Genomic DNA, 16575 nt, shown 5'->3' on the forward strand with positions numbered 1-16575 from the left:
TGCCGCGGAGCAGTGCCTCGGCTTAGAAGAGGTCGGGCGACGGCGTCGAGGTGTGCTGCACCGACACGTCGGCGTGGCGATCGAAGCGGTAGCCCGCGCCGCGGACGGTGCGCACGATGTCTTCGTAGTCGCCGAGCTTGGCGCGGAGGCGGCGCACGTGCACGTCGATCGTGCGCTCGTTCGGAATGTCGCTGTCATCGGCCGACCAGAGCGACGCGATGAGTTCGGCGCGGTCGATGGTCTTTCCCTCGCGCAGCACGAGGTACTGCAGCAGCTCGAACTCCTTGTACGTGAGGTTCGCCGCGTTGTTGTCGAGCAGCACGCGCTTGCGCGACAGGTCGATGACGACGCCGTCGCGAGCGCGGTCTTCGTCTTCGGGGGTGTGGCGGTGCTTGGCGAGCGCTGCGGGATCCTGCAGCGCGAGGCGCACCACGTCGACGTCGCGTCCGCCGGCGCCGCGCGGGGCCAGGGCGACCGCGGCGTAGGTCTCTGATGACGGCGACAGCTGGGCGGCGAGTGCTCGCAGCTGAGCGACGATCTCCGAGAGGTCGGTGCCGTCGGCGGCAGCCTTGTCTTCGTCGATTCCGACGTAGAGAACGAAGCCGCGAGCCTCGGTGCCGGTGGGCACGGCGCGAAGATGAGCCGACGACGACTCTGGAGCGACCTGCTCGGAGCGGGTGATCGGGGTGACGGCGGCGGCGGGGCGGGTGTCGAGGTGTGCAAGAGACATGGGGGAGATCCTTCGATGATGTGCCCGAGGGCTCCGGCCGGATTCGGCGACGAAGCGGATGCCCTGGGGCGGGTTGTGCGAATGGTGCGGCGGGGAGCCGGAGACCGCGGAGAGTTCTGAGGAGTCAGAACCATGCGGGAGGAACGGAGGTCTCTGCGTCAGAGAGAAGCAGACCTCAGAACCGAGCGAACCTGATTGTCAGGCGCAGTGTCTGGATTAGGCACACATTCGGCAACACATGACAGCGCTGCTGGGCATCATCATGCCAGCAGTCCCCAGTGCCTCAAAGGAGGTAAGGGCGAGCGCGTTGTCAGTCATAAATGAAAGCTAAGCGGAATATGACTCCGCGTGTCAAGAACTTTTTTCGTCGCGAGGTCGATCGTGACCTCGCAACGCCTCAGACGAGCCCGTAGAGGCGGTCGCCCGCGTCTCCGAGACCGGGAACGATATAGCCCTTCTCGTTGAGCCGCTCGTCGAGCGCTCCGAGGACGAGGTGCACCTCGCGACCCTCGACGGCCTTCTCGAGAGCAGCCACGCCCTCGGGGGCTCCGAGGAGGCAGATGGCCGTCACGTCGACGGCGCCGCGGTCGAAGAGGAACTCGATCGCCGCACTCAGCGATCCACCGGTGGCGAGCATCGGGTCGAGCACGAAGCACTGGCGGTCGCTCAGGTCGTCGGGCAGACGCTCGGCGTAGGTGGTCGGCTCGAACGTCTCTTCGTCGCGCACCATGCCGAGAAAGCCGACCTCGGCGCTCGGAACGAGCTTCATCATGCCCTCGAGCATGCCGAGTCCGGCTCGGAGAATGGGAACGATCAGGGGGCGAGGCTCCGAGATGGCGAGGCCCTGGGTCTCGGCGACCGGCGTCTGAATGGTGACGACCTCGGTGCGTACCTCGCGCGTGGCCTCGTAGGCGAGCAGCGTCACGAGCTCTTCGGTGAGCGCGCGGAATGTCGGTGACGGCGTCGACTTCTCTCGCAGCACGGTGAGCTTGTGCGTGATGAGCGGGTGGTCGGCAACGTGTACTCGCATAGGCTCAATCTACTGGAGCGGAAGGGGACCGGCGGAATGTCCGATCGATCGCACCCCGCGCATCCATGGCCTGCCGCCTACGGCGAGCGGATGCGCGAGCTCCTCGCAGACGCCCGGCTCGCCGAGGCGTCGGGCGATGTGCCCGTGGCGGCCATAGTTCTGGATGCCTCGGGCCGGGTCATCGGACGAGGCCGCAACGAGCGCGAGCTGCTGCACGACCCCACCGCGCACGCAGAGGTGCTGGCGCTCCGCGAGGCTTCCGCGGCGACGGGGGACTGGCGTCTCGAGGGCTGCACGTTGATCGTCACCCTCGAACCGTGCGTTATGTGCGCCGGGGCGATCCTCGGCGCTCGCGTTCCCACTGTGGTGTTCGGCGCGTGGGACGAGAAGGCGGGCGCCGTCGGCTCTGTGTATGACGTGCTGCGCGATGTTCGGCTGAACCACCGGGTCGAGGTGTGGGCTGGAGTCGAGGCCGACGCCTGCGCGTCAGCGCTGACCGCGTTCTTCGATCAGCGCAGGGATTCGGGCGAGTCGGCGACCGCGTCGGACACGCTCGGCGCGTAGACATCCGGCTCGAGGTAGATCACCCGGGCGATCGGCACGGCCTCGCGGATGCGCGCTTCGACGGCATTGATGGCCAACGCGATGTCGGTGAGCGTGGTGACCGCGGGAAGGGTGATCTTGGCGCCGACGAGCATCTCTTCTGGCCCGAGATACATCGTCTTCAGGTGCACGAGGTGCTCGACCTCGGGGCTCGAGGTGATGGCGTTCTCGATCTTGGCAAGGTCTTCGTCGGTGGCTCCCTCACCGACCAGCAGGCTCTTGGTCTCGATGCCCAGGATTACGGCGACGAGTACGAGGAGGGCGCCGATGAAGACCGTGCCGATGCCGTCCCACACCCCGTTGCCGGTGAGCACGGTCAGACCGACTCCGGCGAACGCGAAGACGAGGCCCAACAGCGCGGCGGTGTCTTCCAGCAGCACGACCGGCAACTCCGGCGCCTTCGCCCGGCGGATGAACTGCAACCAGCTCAGCTTGCCCCGAGTGGGGTTGGACTCGCCGATCGCCGTGCGCAGGGAGAACCCCTCGAGCCCGATGGCGATGACGAGAACCAGCATCGGTAACCACCACACCTCGAGCGGATGCGGGTTGTTGATCTTCTCGATGCCCTCGTACAGGGCGAAGACGCCACCCACCGAGAACAGGATGATCGACACGACGAAGGCGTAGACGTAGCGCTCGCGGCCGTAGCCGAACGGATGCGCCCGGTCGGCCTGCTTGCGCGACTTGCGGCCTCCGAGCAGCAACAGCAGCTGGTTGCCCGAGTCGGCGGCGGAGTGCACGCTCTCTGCGAGCATCGACGACGACCCCGAGAAGAGAAAGGCGATGAACTTGGTCAGAGCGATGCCCAGATTGGCCGCTAGTGCGGCGAAGATCGCCTTGCTGCCACCGGATGCGCTCATGCCTCAATCCTAGGATGGACCCGTGACCGACACCTCTGCCATTTCACTGCCCGCCATCGCCATCCTCGGCGCCGGATCGATGGGGCGCGCCATCCTCTCGGGTCTGCTCGCGCCCACGGTCGACGTATCCGGCGGCATCCGTGTGACTAATCGCTCGGCCGCGCGGGCCGCCGAGTTCGATGACGTGGAGGCGGTCACGGCCTGGGCGACCGACGACGATCCCGAGGCGAATCGCCGGGCCGTCGCCGGGGCATCCATCGTTCTGGTGGCGGTGAAGCCGCCCATGGTGCCGGCCCTGCTCGACGAGATCGCGGATGCGCTCGAGCCCGGCGCGATCGTCGTGAGCGTGGCGGCCGGCGTGACCGTCGCGACCTTCGAGCAGCGCCTGCCCGAGGCGGTGTCGGTTCTGCGGTCGATGCCGAACACGCCCGCCATCGTGGGCAGTGCCGTGACCGGGCTCTCGGCGGGAACGCGCTCGACGCCCGAGGATCTCGCCCTGGTCACACGGGTGTTCGAGACGGTCGGCGAGGTCGTGGTCGTGCCCGAAGACAAGCTGGATGCGCTGTCGACGATCTCGGGCTCGGGCCCGGCGTACGTGTTCTTTCTGATCGAGCAGCTCACCGCGGTGGCGGTCGAGAAGGGCTTCACTCCGGAGGAGGCGGCCGTTCTGGTGAACGGCACGTTCTTGGGTGCGTCGCAGCTGCTCGCCGCATCGACCAGCACCCCGTCTGAGCTGCGTCGCCAGGTGACGAGCCCCAACGGAACGACAGAGCGAGCCGTCGCTGTGCTGCAAGACGGGGGAGTCGACGAGCTGTTCGCCAGGGCGACGGATGCGGCGCTCGCCCGCGCGCGTGAGCTCGCCGCCGGCTGAGGCTGCCGGTCTCGATACACTCATTCCTCGACCAGCGCACTCTGTGCGTCGATCGAGTAGGTCGCTCAGCGACCGTATCGAGATCAAGCCCCTGCACGATGTCGGGGCGCAGCGATAGCGTTTCAGAGTGAACCTTCTCTCGCTCTGGCCGATCAGCCTGATCGTGCGGCATCGCGAAACGGCGGCCGCGCGCATAGACCTCACGATCCCGGTGAACTCGGCGTTCTGGCGTGCTCGTCAGAAGAAGGCGGGCGAGCTGCTCTACGTGGTCATCGGAGATTCGGCGGCGCAGGGAATCGGCGCATCGAAGCCCTATCGCGGCTACGTCCAGGTCGTGGCGAACCACTTCGCTGCAGAGACGGGGCGCACGGTGCGCATCGTCAATCTCAGCGTCGCGGGTGCCCGACTTCGCGAGGCCCTCGCCATCCAGATGCCGAAGCTCGCCAAGCTGCTACGCGACGCCACACCCGACCTGATGACGGTGTCGATCGGGGCCAACGACATCAACTCGTTCGAGAAAGAGCGCTTCGCCCGCGAGCTCGAAGAGCTGTACTCGCAACTGCCGTCGACCGCGATCGTGGCAGACCTGCCGTGCTTTCACATCCCCCAGCGCGAGCGTCTGGTGGCTGTCGCCAATCGCATCGTGCGGGCCACCGCCGAGCGCCACGGCCTGACCGTCGCGCCGCTCTACGCGGTGACCAAGCGGCAGGGAATCGTGAAGGCCGTCTACCAGTCGGCTGCCGATCTCTTCCACCCCAACGACCGCGGATACAGGGTCTGGGCGTCGGCGTTTCTGCCGGAGGTCGCGTCGCGAGCCCGACGCGTCCGGGCTCGCGAGGCGACCTCGCCGACTCAGTAGCCCCTGGAGTTGGGCACGAAGGTCGCCTTGTCGCCGTCGATCTTCACATCACCGTTCACCCGGATGCTCGACTTGTTCGAGCCGTCGCGCACGCCTCCCGAGGTGTACGTGTAGGTGACCGAGGCAGAGCCGGTCTTGGTGGTCGTCACCTGCAGCGTGCCCTCGTAGTCGATGCCGACCTCGTAGACCGGAGCCTCGGTCAGGGTCCACACCACGTTGGTGGGGTTGCCGTACGAGTAGTACAGATCGTTCGGGCAGTTGTCGGGTTCGAGCGACGTCGACGCGATGCACTCCGCGAGGTACGCGTCGACCTGCTTGCTGATCTCTTCGCTCAGGCTCGGCGTGGCCTTGGGCTCGAGTTCGACGCCGTCGCTGGTGCCGCCGACCGGGCCGCCGGCCATGACGGTACCGGAACGGGGTTCCGCAGTGATCCACTTGCTCGACTTCGAGATGCTGAAGTCGTAGCGACCCGGGAATGCAGGGAGGTTCACGACGGTACCGCGCTGCTCTGCGCTCAGTTCGATCGGCACCCCGTTGACCTCGACCTGGTCGAGGGTGTCGGGAATGTACACGGGGAGCGACGTCTGGTCGGGGCGCGAGAGCTTCCAGTCATCGAAGAAGACCCACTGCTTGCCGCGTGAGAGCACCGAGAACTGCATCGTGGCCTTGCTTCCGTCTTGGTCGACCTCGGCGGTCACCGTCGCGGAGTCGCCGGAGGTAGTCACCGACGTGATGTCGTACGACGTGATGCGCTCGGCGGCGGCGGCGAAGATCTTGTCTGTGAGCAGCACTCGCTCGGAGTTGGGTGCGTCGACGTCGCTGAGCTCCAGCGCGCGTGAGGCGTTACCGTCCTTCAGCGCGTCGAGGTACTCCGTGACCTTCGCCTGCGGTGCGTTGACGACACCGTTGGCGATCGAGAGTCCCACCGAGGCGAGCACAGCGACGACGATCACGCCGCCCGCCACGATCGAGCCGATCACGATGCGCTTCTTCGTGCGCGGGTCGAGCGGGGTGGCGGCCGGGGCCGATCCGGATGCGGGAGGCCCGGCATCCGGTGTCGGCGAGGCGACCGGCTCGACGACCGAGGGCGCCCCGACGCCCGTCGCGGCTGTCGCCGCTGACGTAGCGGCGGCGGCGGCCGTGGCGGGCTGAGCGGGAGACGGAGGGGGAGTCGAGCCGCCGAATCGCAGCGCGAGCCCGTTCAGACGAGCGACGAGGCTGGCGGGCAGAACCCCGAGCACGTACCCTGCGACGTAGCGCGAGACGACCTCGACGAGGGCTCCGAGCGCGGCGAAGAGCAGAACCGTGTACGGCGCGGGGCCAGCGGTGATCGAGCCCGAGACGAAACCGCCGACGGAACCGCTTGCCGCGACCGATCCGAACATCGAGATGAGCAGACCGACGAAGGCGAAGGCGCCGATGGTCGAGCTCCAGGCCGCTACCGGCTTCGCAGGTCGCGAGGCCCGGAGAATCCGCAGGAGCGTGCCGCTGGTCGCGATGAGTGCGATGACCAGCACGATATCGATGATGACGACCCAGGCATCGGCAGACCCGATCCAGATCGAGCTGGGCGTCGAGGTTCCCATCGTCTGCATAAGGCTTCCGCCGGCCGAGAGCTGGCCGAAGTGCATGACCGCAAGTGCGTCGACCGCGGCCGTCGGAAGCCAGAGCGGTGCGCTCAAGAGTGCGCGCGGCCCCGACTGCACGGAGACCCCGATGATGAGCGCGATGCCGACGATCACCGATGCGACGACGGTGTAACCGCAGGCGATCCAGAGCGCCGAGCTGAGCGACGCGGGAAGTCGAAGGGTGACACCGAAGGGCTTCGCCTCGAGTCGGGCGCTGGGCGTGGTCGCACGACCGATCACAGCGCTGAGGGTCATGATCACCAGCGCACCGGCGATGAGGCTGAACGATGCCGTCGTAACCGAGAACGTCGTGCCCTCCGCCGAGTAGGCGATAGAGCCGACGAGGGTCAGGATCGTGATCAGAAGGGAGTAGACCAGGCCTTGGGCCAGTGCGGTGATCCAGCGCACCGACGCCGTGTCGCTCGGCACGCGCCGCTCGGCGACGTGAGAAGTGACCGCGAGAGCCCCGGCCTGCACCAGCAGAAAGAGAAGCGGCACGACGAACACGAACACGGAGCCGCTGATAGACAGGCCCATGGCGCCGGCGGAGACCGAGCCGGTGATCGTTCCGAAGAGCCCGGCGCCCATCAGCTGCAGGGGCAGGCTGGCCACCAACGACCAGGGTCGGGGCTCGTCGATCGAGAGCACGGTGAGGATCGTCGTCAGGAGCCCGAGCGCGTAGCTCGCCACCAGCGTGATCGCCACGGGAACAAGCATCGCCGCCAGGCGCTGCGGACCGAATGCTCGAGCGAAAACGGATGGCGGCCCTGCGGGTGGCTGCGCCCCGGCGGCGGGTTGCGGCTGAGCCGGTGGAAACGGCGGCGGGCTGCTGGGCTGGCCCTCGGGCGCGGTTGATTCGTCGGTCACTGGAATTCCCTCGAGTTGGCCTGGATGCGGCGTGGGATTTTCCCCTCACCTTGTCTAGCATCCGATGGCGCCCGAACGAGGGTGTTCGGTGTCCGCATTTATGCCGACACTCGCAGCGACCGTCTTGCTATTCGAGGGCCTCGCTACTCGAGGGCGGAGAATTTCTCGATGTCGCTCGATGTGCCCGAGACGATGATGATGTCGTGATCCGTCACGACGGTCTTTTCCGTAGCGTAGGTGAACGGCTTGCCGGGCGACTTGACGCCGACCACGGTGATGTTGTGCCGGGAGCGCACGCCCGACTCTGTGAGGTTCTTTCCGCGGATGGGCTTGGGCGGGAACATCTTGACGAGCGCGAAGTCATCGTCGAACTCGATGAAGTCGAGCATGCGACCCGACACGAGGTGGGCGACGCGCTCGCCGGCCTCCGCCTCGGGGTAGATGACGTGGTTCGCACCGATGCGCTCGAGGATCTTGCCGTGCGACTTCGAGATGGCCTTGGCCCAGATCTGGGGAACCTTGAGGTCGACGAGATTCGCGGTGATCAGAACGCTGGCCTCGATCGAGGAGCCGACGGCGACGACCGCGATCGAGAACTCGCCCGCGCCGATCTGCCGTAGCGCATCGATGTTGCGCGCATCCGCCTGCACGGTGTGGGTGATGCGCTCGGACCATTTCTGAACAAGAGTGTCGTTGTCGTCGATGGCCAGAACCTCGCGGCCGAGGCGGTCGAGCTGGCCGGCCGTGGCGGCGCCGAAGCGCCCGAGGCCGATCACGAGAACGGGGGCGTCGTGCTTGATGCGATCAACCAACGATGGGCCTCTCTTCGGGTCGTCTGAACAGCTGCCGGCGCTGGCTCGCTGCCAGGGCCGCGGCGAGAGTCACTGTACCAACGCGGCCCATGAACATCGTGGCCGCCATCACGTAGATGCCCGAGTCTGGCAGGGATGCCGTGAGTCCGGTCGACAGGCCGGACGTCGCGAAGGCGGAGATCACGTCGAAGAGCACGAAGTCGAGCGGCGCCTTGGTGATCTGCAGGATCACGATCGACGCGAAGGCCACAGTGGTGGCGCCCCAGAGCACCACACTCACCCCGAGTCGCAGCACGTCGCCGGGGATGCGCCGTCCGAAGGCCTCCATCGACTCGTTGCCACGTGCCTCGGCGAAGGCGGCCAGAAACAGCACGGCGAGCGTCGTCACCTTGATTCCACCAGCGGTGGATGCCGAGCCCCCGCCGATGAACATCAGCATGTCGGTGACGAGAAGGCTGGAGCCGTTGAGTTGGTCGATCGGCACGGTCGAGAATCCGCCGGATCGCGTCATGACAGACAGGAACAGAGACTGGAAGATCGTGTCGCCCGCGTTGAGACCGCCGTAGGTCTTCGGATTGTCGAACTCGAGAATGATGTAGAGAACGGCCCCGGCGAGGATGAGGATCAGCGACGTGAGGAGGGTGAGCTTGACGTGCAACGACCATCGCAGCGGCTTCTTGATATTGCGCGACAGCACGTAGATCACCGGGAACCCGATGCTGCCCATGACGACACCCAGCATGAGGATGCTGAGGAACCAGTAGTCGTTCGCAAACGGTGTGAGCCCCTCGGCGTTGGGCGAGAATCCGGTGTTCGTGAACGCCATCGCCGAGTAGTAGAAGCTGTCGGTGATGGCCGGCCCGAGGGCGACGCCGTCGATGATCATGCGGGGGATGAGAAGCAGGGCGATCACGAGCTGGATCACGAGGGAGCTCACCGCGACGGTGGCCAGCAGCCCGCCGATCTCGCCGAGCCGCACGGCCTGGCCCTCCGACACGGCACCGTGGCGCATCCGCATCGGGTTGGTGTCGCCCGCCGCCATGAGCCGGCTCTTCAGACCGAGCTTGCGCGATACGGCGAGGCCGAGGATCGACGCGAGGGTCAGAACTCCGAGGGCGCCGATCTGCACGCCGATGTAGATGAAGATGTGGCCGGCGACAGACCAGTGCGTGGCCATGTCGACGGTCGAGAGTCCGGTGACGCAGATCACAGAGACGGCGGTGAAGAGCGCGTCGGCGAGAGGGGTGGTTGCTCCCTTCGCCTGGGAGATGGGGAGCGAGAAGAGCACGGTGAAGATCAGGATCATCGCCGTGAAGATGAGGATCGCGAATCTCGAGGGTGACTGCTCGGAGAACTCGTCGATCATGTCTCGCACGCGGCCGATGGGCGTGCGGCTGGCGTAGACGGAGCGCCGCGTGGGTGCGGGTATGCGCATCGAGCGTCCTTCGTAGACAAGGCCGACAGGTGCTCGGCCGGCCGATTGAATTCCCGTCATGGTACTCCGGAGAGGCATCCGGTCGGCGCGCCAAGCCCCGCGGCTGAGGAGTAATCAGCCATCGACTGACTACCCTTGTGCCATGGCCGACATCTTCTCCGTGATCGCTGACCCGACGAGACGCCACCTGCTCGAGCTGCTGCTCGAGCGCTACACGGCGGCTGGTTCCGCCGAGGTCACGCCGCACGCCGGTGAGTCGAGCGTCTCCGAGCTGGTTCACGCGCTCGACCTGAGCCAGCCCACGGTGTCGAAGCACCTCAAGGTTCTGCGCGACGCCGGCCTCGTCGCCGTTCGCGAAGAGGGTCAGCACCGCTATTACAAGCTCGACGCCTCGCCGCTTGAAGAGGTAGAAGACTGGGCCATCCCCTTTCTCTCGGCCGATTTCGACGGTTCGCTCAAAGACGACGACGCCGAGTGGGCAGACACGAATACGGCCGGCCAGACCCCGGATGCCGCGGGCTCGGCTTCGGAATTCGCCCGTAACGTCGGGCGCACAGTCGCGACCTCGAGCCACCAGGCGCGGGCTGTCGTCGAGGATCTGCAGGCCAACGCAACCAGGCTGGTGTCGCGACTGCGCAAATAGCGCCGGTGACCCGGTTGCCCCGCATCCGGTGCACCCCCTAGAGTTGCGAATCATCACGGAGTCTCATTCGTCACTCCTGTGACTCGTTGCAGTGCTCGTAGAGATGCTCGTACAGAAAAGAGACGCCATGGCTGGTTCAGACCTGCCCGATGTGCGCTTTCTGACCGTGGCCGAGGTCGCAGACATGATGCGGGTATCCAAGATGACCGTCTATCGCATGGTGCACTCGGGTGAGATGCCGGCGATCCGCTTCGGACGCAGCTTCCGCGTGCCAGAGACCGCGGTGGCCGAGGCGCTGACGCAGCACGCAGCAGACACGGCGTAGCCCCGCTTCTGCGCTGGTCGAGTGCGGAGTGTTCTGCGCTGGTCGAGTAGCCCGAGGCAGCCCGCGGCCGAAGCGTATCGAGGCCACCGCGGGGTGATCTCGATACGCCGCGCTCGTTCCTCGCGCGGCTACTCGATCAACGCAGGGCCGTGCTCGTTCCTCGCGCGGCTACTCGATCGGCGCAGGGCGGCTAGAGCGACGCCAGCGCCTCTTCGAGGACGGTCGCCGCGTCGTCGATGAGCTCGTCGCTGATGACGACCGACGGCATGATGCGCAGCACCGAGTCCCAGCTGCCCGCGTCGAGCACGATCACGCCGTGCGTGGTGGCGTACTTCAGAATCGCCGTCAGTGCCTCGGGGTTGGGCTCGCGCGTGCCCGGCTTCACGAGCTCGACGCCGAACATGGCTCCCTTGCCGCGCACCTCGCCGACCACGTCGAACTTCTCTGGCCAGTCGCCGATGCGCGCCCAGAGCGAAGCCTCGACGCGCTGCGCTTCGGCCAGCAGGCCCTCGCGCTCGATGATGTCGAACACCTCGAGGGCGGCCGCGGTCGAGACCGGGTTGCCGCCGAACGTGCCGCCGATGCCGCCCGGCTGAACGGCATCCATGATCTCTGCGCGGCCGGTGACGGCGGCCAGCGGGAAGCCGCCCGCGATGCCCTTGGCCGTGGTGATGAGGTCGGGGATCACGCCGTCGTGGTGCTCGATGGAGTACCAGGTTCCCGTGCGCGCGATGCCGGCTTGGATCTCGTCGGCCACGAAGACGATGCCGTTCTCGCGGCAGAACTCGGCGATGCGGGCGAAGTAGCCGGGCGCCGGAATGACGATGCCGCCGTCACCCTGGATGGGCTCCACGAAGAACGCCGCGATCTCGCTGGCTCCGATGTGGGTCGTGATGTAGTCGATGGTCTTCTCGGCCGCCTCGGCTCCCGAGAGTCCGTCGCGGAACGGGTAGCTCGTGGGAACGCTGTAGACCTCGCCGGGGAACGGACCCATGCCGGCGCGCTCCGGCCAGGGGCGGTAGGTCATGGCCATCGTGAGGTTGGTGCGGCCGTGGAACGCGTGGTCGAGGCTCACGATCGCGCGGCGCCCGGTGTATTTGCGGGCGATCTTCACCGCGTTCTCCACGGCCTCGGCTCCCGAGTTCACCAGGATCGAGTGCTTCTCGAAGTCGCCGGGCGTGATCTCGGCGAGCTTCTCTGCCACGCGCACGTAATTCTCGTAGGGCGTGACCGTGAAGAGGGTGTGGGTCAGCTTGCCGGCCTGCGCGGCGGCCGCGGCCGCGACATCCGGATGCGCGTGGCCGATCGTGGTGACACCGATGCCGCAGCCGAGATCGATCAGCTGGTTGCCGTCGACGTCGACCAGGATCGCCCCGTCACCGCGCTCCATGTAGATGTTCGCCAGGGTGCCGGCGCCGCGAGAGACGGAACGGACTCGACGCTCCTGAAGCGCGACTGATTTCGGGCCCGGAAGTTCTGTGACGAGAGAGCGCTGCTGGGTGATGTCGAAGTCGCGGATCATGCCTTCAGCCTAGGCGCCTGGTGCCCGCATTAGTCGTTCAGCGTTCGGCCTTGTAGACTGCTCCGAGGCAAAATTCTCTTCCGCTGCGATCTGCGCAGCGAAGCTCAAAATCGTGAGGTCCCTGTGGGTTCAGTAATCAAGAAGCGTCGCAAGCGTATGGCGAAGAAGAAGCACCGCAAGCTGCTTCGCAAGACACGTCACCAGCGCCGCAACAAGAAGTAGCATCTCGCGCAGCGCTGTGCGCTGCCGAAGTAGCACAAGCGCCAGGCCTCAGGTCTGGCGCTTTTGCTGTGCCCGGAAAGCGCTGATCGAGTAGTCGCGCGACGAAGGAGCCGACGTATCGAGATCACCGTAACGGTGGTCTCGATACGCTCGTCCCTCGCTACTCGACCGGCGCAGCGGGCAGGCGCTCAGCGAGCCCGGCGGGCCTCTCGGCGCACGCGCTTGCGAGCCTCTTTGATGCTCGACGGGTTCAGCCGCATCACGGGCCACTCGTGCTTCGTCGCGTGCGCGTGCAGGGCGTGGTCAGGGTTCACCACGACCGGATGCCCGACGAACGTCAGCAGCGGAATGTCGTTGCTCGAGTCGGAGTAGGCCCAGCACTCCGCAGGGTCGACGCCGATGCCGTTGGCGAGGGCGATGGATGCATCGGCCTTGTCTTGCGCGTGCATCACCGGGCCTTCGAGTACGCCCGTGTAGACGCCGTCTTTCGATTCGAACCGCGTGCCGAGCGCGCCGGTCAGACCGAGCCGTCGAGCAAAGACGTCGGCGACCTCGCTGGCGGTGGCAGACACGATCCAGACCTGGTGGCCCATGGCCAGATGCTCTTTCGTGAGGGCGACCGTCTCGGGCCAGAGCCGCTGGCTGATGCGACGATCGAAGATGTCCTCGCTCAGCGAGCGGATCTCGGCCTGGGTCTTGCCCTCGATCAGGCGCAGGGCCTTCTCTTTGATGTCGCTGAGGTGGCCCATGTTCTCGCCCACCTTGATGAAGTGACGCTGCTGCCAGAAGAAGCGCCAGATGTCGCGGGGCGAGAGCATGCCCCGACGCCACGCACCGATCGCCACGTGCCAGACGCTCGCTCCGCGCAGAAGCGTGTTGTCGACATCGAAGAAGGCGATGACAGGGCGATTTGCGGCGGGCGACTCGAGGTCGCTGCCCGGCGGCAGTTCGGTATTCGGCATGGGTTCCCCATGGTACCCACCCGGGCTACGCGACGGCGTCGGGGTCTAGGGTGAATGAGTGCCCGCCATCCAGCTCACCCTGCTCTCGAAGCCGGGGTGCCATCTCTGCGATGACGCCCGACAGGTGGTGTCCGACGTGCTGGTGACGATTCCGCCACGCGACGGCGTGCCTTCGGTGGTCTTCGATGAGAAGTCGATCCTCGACGACCCCGAGCTCTTCGATGAGTACGTCGAGGAGATTCCCGTGGTGCTGATCAATGGTCGCGTGCACACGATCTGGCGCGTCGACCCGGCGCGCCTCACGAACGCTCTCACCACCGAACTCGAGGAGTTGGCATGATCCGTCACGTTGTCGCATGGAAGCTCGCCGCTGAGGACGAAGAGGGGAAGGTCGCCGCTGCCGCCGCTATTCAGGCCGCCCTCGCGCCCCTGCCCGCGATCATTCCCGAGATCAAGAGCTTCTCGATCGGGCCCAACGTGGCCTACCCCGATCAGAACTGGGACATCTGCCTCGTCGCCGATTACGACGACCTCGAGGGGCTCGAGACCTACCAGGTGCACCCCGAGCACCTGAAGGCCGTCGACGTCGTCCGGCCGCTCGTGTCGACGCGGGCGAGCGTCGACTTCGAACTCTAGAAGCTGTGACGACACAGCTCGAGACGCCCAGGCTGATCCTTCGCCGCTGGCGTTCCTCCGACCGCGAGCCCTACTCCGCGATGAACGCCGATCCCGAGGTCATGCGCTACTTTCCGTCGGTGCTCGACAGGCAGAGAAGTGATGTCTCCGCCGACCGGCTCGACGCCGGGTTCGACCTCCACGGCCACGGCCGCTGGGCGCTGGAGCGTCGGGACACCGGAGAGTTCATCGGGTTCACGGGGGTGGGCCCCATGCCCGAGGGAGTGCCCGGTGCTGGGGGTATGGAGGTCGGCTGGCGGATCGCGCGCGCACACTGGCGGCAAGGATTCGCTCTCGAGGCCGCGACCGCGGCGCTGGATGCCGCATTCGCGCCGGACGCTGCGCCGCAGCTTGTCGAGGTGAACTCCATCACCGCCGTCGGCAACGAGCCCTCGCGCGGCGTAATGCGCCGTCTGGGCATGCGTCACGTCGACGACTTCGAGCATCCGGGCGTGCCCGAAGGCTCGCCCGTCAGGGCGTGCGTGCGCTACATACTCAGCCGCGACGAATGGATGCGGTCGCGCTCGGACTCCTGACGGTGTTTGCGGCCGCGCGCAGCGTGCTGGGTCAGGACGCCTCGGAGCGCCGCGATTCCTCGCGCTCTCGCTCGCGGATGAAGTCTGCCGCCGTGAGGCCGTGCACGCGCTTGGAGTACATCGACGCGTTCAGGCCTTCGACGAAGACACCCGGGTCGGCATTGAGCGCCGTCGCGAGGCGGACGAGCGTCTCGACGTTCGGATGGACCTGACCGCGTTCGATCTTGCCGACACTGGTCCAGTGCATCTCCGACAGCGAGGCGAGGTCTTCGAGAGTGAGACCCAACTTGAGGCGCTGCTCGCGCACTCGCTCGCCTAAAATCGCGGCGGCATCCGAGTGCGTTTTGGTCACGCGTCATGATGTCGCGCATAAGAGAAGCGAAGCCAGAGCGCCGAGGCTCAATGCGTTTGTGCCCTGCGTCGAACGGCGTCGAAGCAGGGCGCCGGATCAGCGGGCGAGGTACTCGCGCGTGGGCTGGCGACGGTACCCGTCGGTGGCGACGGCGCGCACGGTGGCGGCGATTCCGGCGACGGAGATGACGGCGAAGATGGACGATACGACGATGGCGATAAGCATGAGTTGGGAACCTTTCTTGTTCTAAGTCTCAACTTCTCAACCCGGAAGCACAACTAACTATTTCTATGGCCGAGAAGTATTTTCGCTACTTTGTTCTCGCGGTCTGTAAGCGCATAGATCGGCTATCAGCTTTTCCCCGACCGCCGCTCCGTAAACTGGACTCCGTGGTAGCCAGCCAGATCCATCTCGTGCGTCACGGCGAGGTCTTCAATCCCCAACGTGTGCTCTACGGGCGACTCCCGGGATTCGGTCTTTCCGACCTCGGTCATGAGATGGCGCGTTCCGCCGCGGCCGAGCTCGTCGAGAGGCGTCGCAGCATCAGCGCCCTCTACGCATCGCCGCTTCAGCGCACACAGGAGTCGGCGCAACCGGTCTCCCAGGCGTTCGAGCTGCCCATCATCACCGATCCGCGCATCATCGAGCCCACGAACCGTTTCGAGGGGCTGAACATGCGCGGCCGAAGCTCCGCGCTCAAGAACCCCCGAACGTGGCCGTGGCTCCGCAATCCCACCATCCCCAGCTGGGGCGAGCCGTATGCATCCATCAAGATCCGGATGCTCGCTGCCATGAGTGACGCCTACAACTCTGTCGAATCAGGAGACGTGGTTCTCGTGAGCCATCAGCTGCCCATCTGGACGACCCATCTCGCGATCGCCGGAAAACCCCTCTTCCACGATCCGCGCCGTCGCCGCTGCGAACTCTCGAGCATCACGAGTTTCGAGCGCGTCGGCAATCGCTGGGTCGAGACCGGCTACGTCGATCCCGCCGCCGATCTGGCCGAGAACGCGACAGACGTGGGTGCCGTATGAACGGCATCCGGATGCGCCGCGCGGCGAAAGCGGGCGTGGCGGGCCTCGTCGTGGCCAGCGCCCTCCTGCTTGCGGGCTGCTCCAACGACCCCCTCGCAGACCAGTACCTGTCGGGCGACGGCAAGAACTACATCGCCGGCGACGGCACGGTCACCGAGATCAAGCCCGAGGCGCGCCAGAAGGCTGTCGACTTCGCAGGTACGACGGCCGAGGGATCCTCGGTGAGCCAGGCCGATTACTCCGGCGAGGTCGTCGTGCTGAACTTCTGGTACGCCAGCTGCGCGCCGTGCCGGGTCGAGGCTCCCGAGCTCGCCAAGCTCAGCGCCAAGTACGACGGACAGGGTGCGAGCTTCCTCGGGGTCAACGTGCGCGACCAGGCGCCTCAGGCCATCAGCTTCGAGAAGAACTACGGCATCACGTATCCCTCGGTCATCGACACCGACGGTGCTCTTCAGCTCGCCTTCAGCGGAGAGGTGTCGCCGAATGCCGTGCCGACCACCCTCGTGATCGACAAAGAGGGCCGTGTCGCCGCGCGCATCCTCGGGCAGGTGAGCGAGCCGTCGATTCTCGACACGCTCATCCGCGACACCATTGCTGAGTCGAGCTAGC

The 16575-nt window shown here is 66.3% G+C and carries 21 protein-coding genes; 11 read left to right on the forward strand and 10 right to left on the reverse strand.

All coding sequences use genetic code 11. The features are described 5' to 3' along the window. Positions 1-22 precede the first annotated feature (22 nt). Together CCK87_RS00135 and upp are read right to left on the reverse strand one after the other, a co-directional pair. Complete coding sequence (locus CCK87_RS00135) at positions 23-730, reverse strand: winged helix-turn-helix domain-containing protein (RefSeq protein WP_086459509.1); 708 nt, start codon at positions 728-730, stop codon at positions 23-25. 397 nt (positions 731-1127) lie between these two features. Then, a complete protein-coding gene (upp, locus tag CCK87_RS00140; protein ID WP_085483075.1) occupies positions 1128-1760 on the reverse strand; it encodes a uracil phosphoribosyltransferase in 633 nt (210 codons plus the stop codon). Between the two features lie 90 nt (positions 1761-1850). Here upp and tadA point away from each other — a divergent pair, with 90 nt between their 5' ends. Continuing rightward, complete coding sequence (gene tadA / locus CCK87_RS00145; protein ID WP_086460300.1) at positions 1851-2324, forward strand: tRNA adenosine(34) deaminase TadA; 474 nt, start codon at positions 1851-1853, stop codon at positions 2322-2324. Here tadA and CCK87_RS00150 read toward each other — a convergent pair. Then, complete coding sequence (locus CCK87_RS00150; RefSeq protein ID WP_086459510.1) at positions 2270-3223, reverse strand: cation diffusion facilitator family transporter; 954 nt, start codon at positions 3221-3223, stop codon at positions 2270-2272. The two genes, tadA and CCK87_RS00150, sit on opposite strands and share 55 nt — an antisense overlap. Positions 3224-3245: 22 nt before the next feature. Between CCK87_RS00150 and proC the strand changes: the two genes are divergently transcribed. Together proC and CCK87_RS00160 are read left to right on the forward strand one after the other, a co-directional pair. Beyond that, complete coding sequence (proC, locus tag CCK87_RS00155; protein WP_086459511.1) at positions 3246-4094, forward strand: pyrroline-5-carboxylate reductase; 849 nt, start codon at positions 3246-3248, stop codon at positions 4092-4094. A 127-nt stretch (positions 4095-4221) separates the two neighbouring features. Further along, the gene (locus CCK87_RS00160) at positions 4222-4953 is read left to right on the forward strand and encodes an SGNH/GDSL hydrolase family protein (protein ID WP_140162729.1); all 732 of its coding nucleotides are present in this window, start codon (positions 4222-4224) and stop codon (positions 4951-4953) included. Here the strand turns inward: CCK87_RS00160 and CCK87_RS18150 are convergent. From CCK87_RS18150 to CCK87_RS00175, 3 genes are all read right to left on the reverse strand, one after another. Beyond that, positions 4947-7448, reverse strand: a complete 2502-nt coding sequence (locus CCK87_RS18150) for a hypothetical protein (protein WP_170927082.1) — start codon at positions 7446-7448, stop codon at positions 4947-4949. The two genes, CCK87_RS00160 and CCK87_RS18150, sit on opposite strands and share 7 nt — an antisense overlap. Before the next feature lie 143 nt (positions 7449-7591). Then, positions 7592-8260, reverse strand: a complete 669-nt coding sequence (locus CCK87_RS00170; RefSeq protein WP_085483067.1) for a TrkA family potassium uptake protein — start codon at positions 8258-8260, stop codon at positions 7592-7594. Then, positions 8253-9695, reverse strand: a complete 1443-nt coding sequence (locus CCK87_RS00175; RefSeq protein WP_086459513.1) for a potassium transporter TrkG — start codon at positions 9693-9695, stop codon at positions 8253-8255. Before CCK87_RS00175 ends, CCK87_RS00170 begins: the two co-directional genes overlap by 8 nt. A gap of 142 nt (positions 9696-9837) precedes the next feature. Between CCK87_RS00175 and CCK87_RS00180 the strand changes: the two genes are divergently transcribed. Together CCK87_RS00180 and CCK87_RS00185 are read left to right on the forward strand one after the other, a co-directional pair. Continuing rightward, positions 9838-10338, forward strand: a complete 501-nt coding sequence (locus CCK87_RS00180; protein WP_086459514.1) for a metalloregulator ArsR/SmtB family transcription factor — start codon at positions 9838-9840, stop codon at positions 10336-10338. 127 nt (positions 10339-10465) lie between these two features. After that, complete coding sequence (locus CCK87_RS00185; RefSeq protein WP_044442490.1) at positions 10466-10663, forward strand: helix-turn-helix domain-containing protein; 198 nt, start codon at positions 10466-10468, stop codon at positions 10661-10663. A 190-nt stretch (positions 10664-10853) separates the two neighbouring features. Here CCK87_RS00185 and gabT read toward each other — a convergent pair whose 3' ends face one another. Beyond that, positions 10854-12185, reverse strand: coding sequence for a 4-aminobutyrate--2-oxoglutarate transaminase (gabT, locus tag CCK87_RS00190; protein ID WP_086459515.1), 1332 nt, complete (start codon positions 12183-12185; stop codon positions 10854-10856). Positions 12186-12308: 123 nt separating this feature from the next. Between gabT and CCK87_RS00195 the strand changes: the two genes are divergently transcribed. Beyond that, the gene (locus CCK87_RS00195) at positions 12309-12407 is read left to right on the forward strand and encodes an AURKAIP1/COX24 domain-containing protein (RefSeq protein ID WP_003792170.1); all 99 of its coding nucleotides are present in this window, start codon (positions 12309-12311) and stop codon (positions 12405-12407) included. A 188-nt stretch (positions 12408-12595) separates the two neighbouring features. On the opposite strand, the gene CCK87_RS00200 is transcribed toward CCK87_RS00195, so the two are convergent. Continuing rightward, complete coding sequence (locus tag CCK87_RS00200; RefSeq protein ID WP_086459516.1) at positions 12596-13369, reverse strand: HAD-IB family hydrolase; 774 nt, start codon at positions 13367-13369, stop codon at positions 12596-12598. Between the two features lie 58 nt (positions 13370-13427). On the opposite strand from CCK87_RS00200, the gene CCK87_RS00205 reads away from it, so the two are divergent. From CCK87_RS00205 to CCK87_RS00215, 3 genes are read left to right on the forward strand one after another with little or no spacing between them, the layout of a single operon-like run. Beyond that, on the forward strand, positions 13428-13709 hold the full coding sequence (locus CCK87_RS00205) for a glutaredoxin family protein (RefSeq protein WP_086459517.1): 282 nt from the start codon (positions 13428-13430) through the stop codon (positions 13707-13709). Continuing rightward, positions 13706-14005 carry a Dabb family protein gene (locus CCK87_RS00210; RefSeq protein ID WP_086459518.1) on the forward strand — a complete coding sequence of 100 codons (300 nt, stop codon included), beginning with the start codon at positions 13706-13708 and terminating at the stop codon, positions 14003-14005. The genes CCK87_RS00205 and CCK87_RS00210 overlap by 4 nt, the downstream gene beginning before the upstream one ends. A gap of 5 nt (positions 14006-14010) precedes the next feature. After that, positions 14011-14580, forward strand: a complete 570-nt coding sequence (locus CCK87_RS00215; protein ID WP_086459519.1) for a GNAT family protein — start codon at positions 14011-14013, stop codon at positions 14578-14580. A gap of 31 nt (positions 14581-14611) precedes the next feature. On the opposite strand, the gene CCK87_RS00220 is transcribed toward CCK87_RS00215, so the two are convergent. After that, on the reverse strand, positions 14612-14932 hold the full coding sequence (locus CCK87_RS00220) for a helix-turn-helix transcriptional regulator (protein WP_086459520.1): 321 nt from the start codon (positions 14930-14932) through the stop codon (positions 14612-14614). A gap of 96 nt (positions 14933-15028) precedes the next feature. Further along, on the reverse strand, positions 15029-15157 hold the full coding sequence (locus tag CCK87_RS18630; protein WP_283160421.1) for a hypothetical protein: 129 nt from the start codon (positions 15155-15157) through the stop codon (positions 15029-15031). Between the two features lie 164 nt (positions 15158-15321). Here CCK87_RS18630 and CCK87_RS00225 point away from each other — a divergent pair, with 164 nt between their 5' ends. Beyond that, entirely contained in the window at positions 15322-15966 is a 645-nt protein-coding gene (locus CCK87_RS00225) for a histidine phosphatase family protein (RefSeq protein WP_086459521.1), read from the forward strand. Further along, positions 15963-16574: a TlpA disulfide reductase family protein gene (locus tag CCK87_RS00230; protein WP_086459522.1), complete on the forward strand. Its 612-nt coding sequence runs from the start codon at positions 15963-15965 to the stop codon at positions 16572-16574. Before CCK87_RS00225 ends, CCK87_RS00230 begins: the two co-directional genes overlap by 4 nt. Position 16575: the final 1 nt, after the last annotated feature.

The organism is Agreia sp. VKM Ac-1783 (genome assembly GCF_900177765.1).
Taxonomy (GTDB): Bacteria; Actinomycetota; Actinomycetes; order Actinomycetales; family Microbacteriaceae; genus Agreia.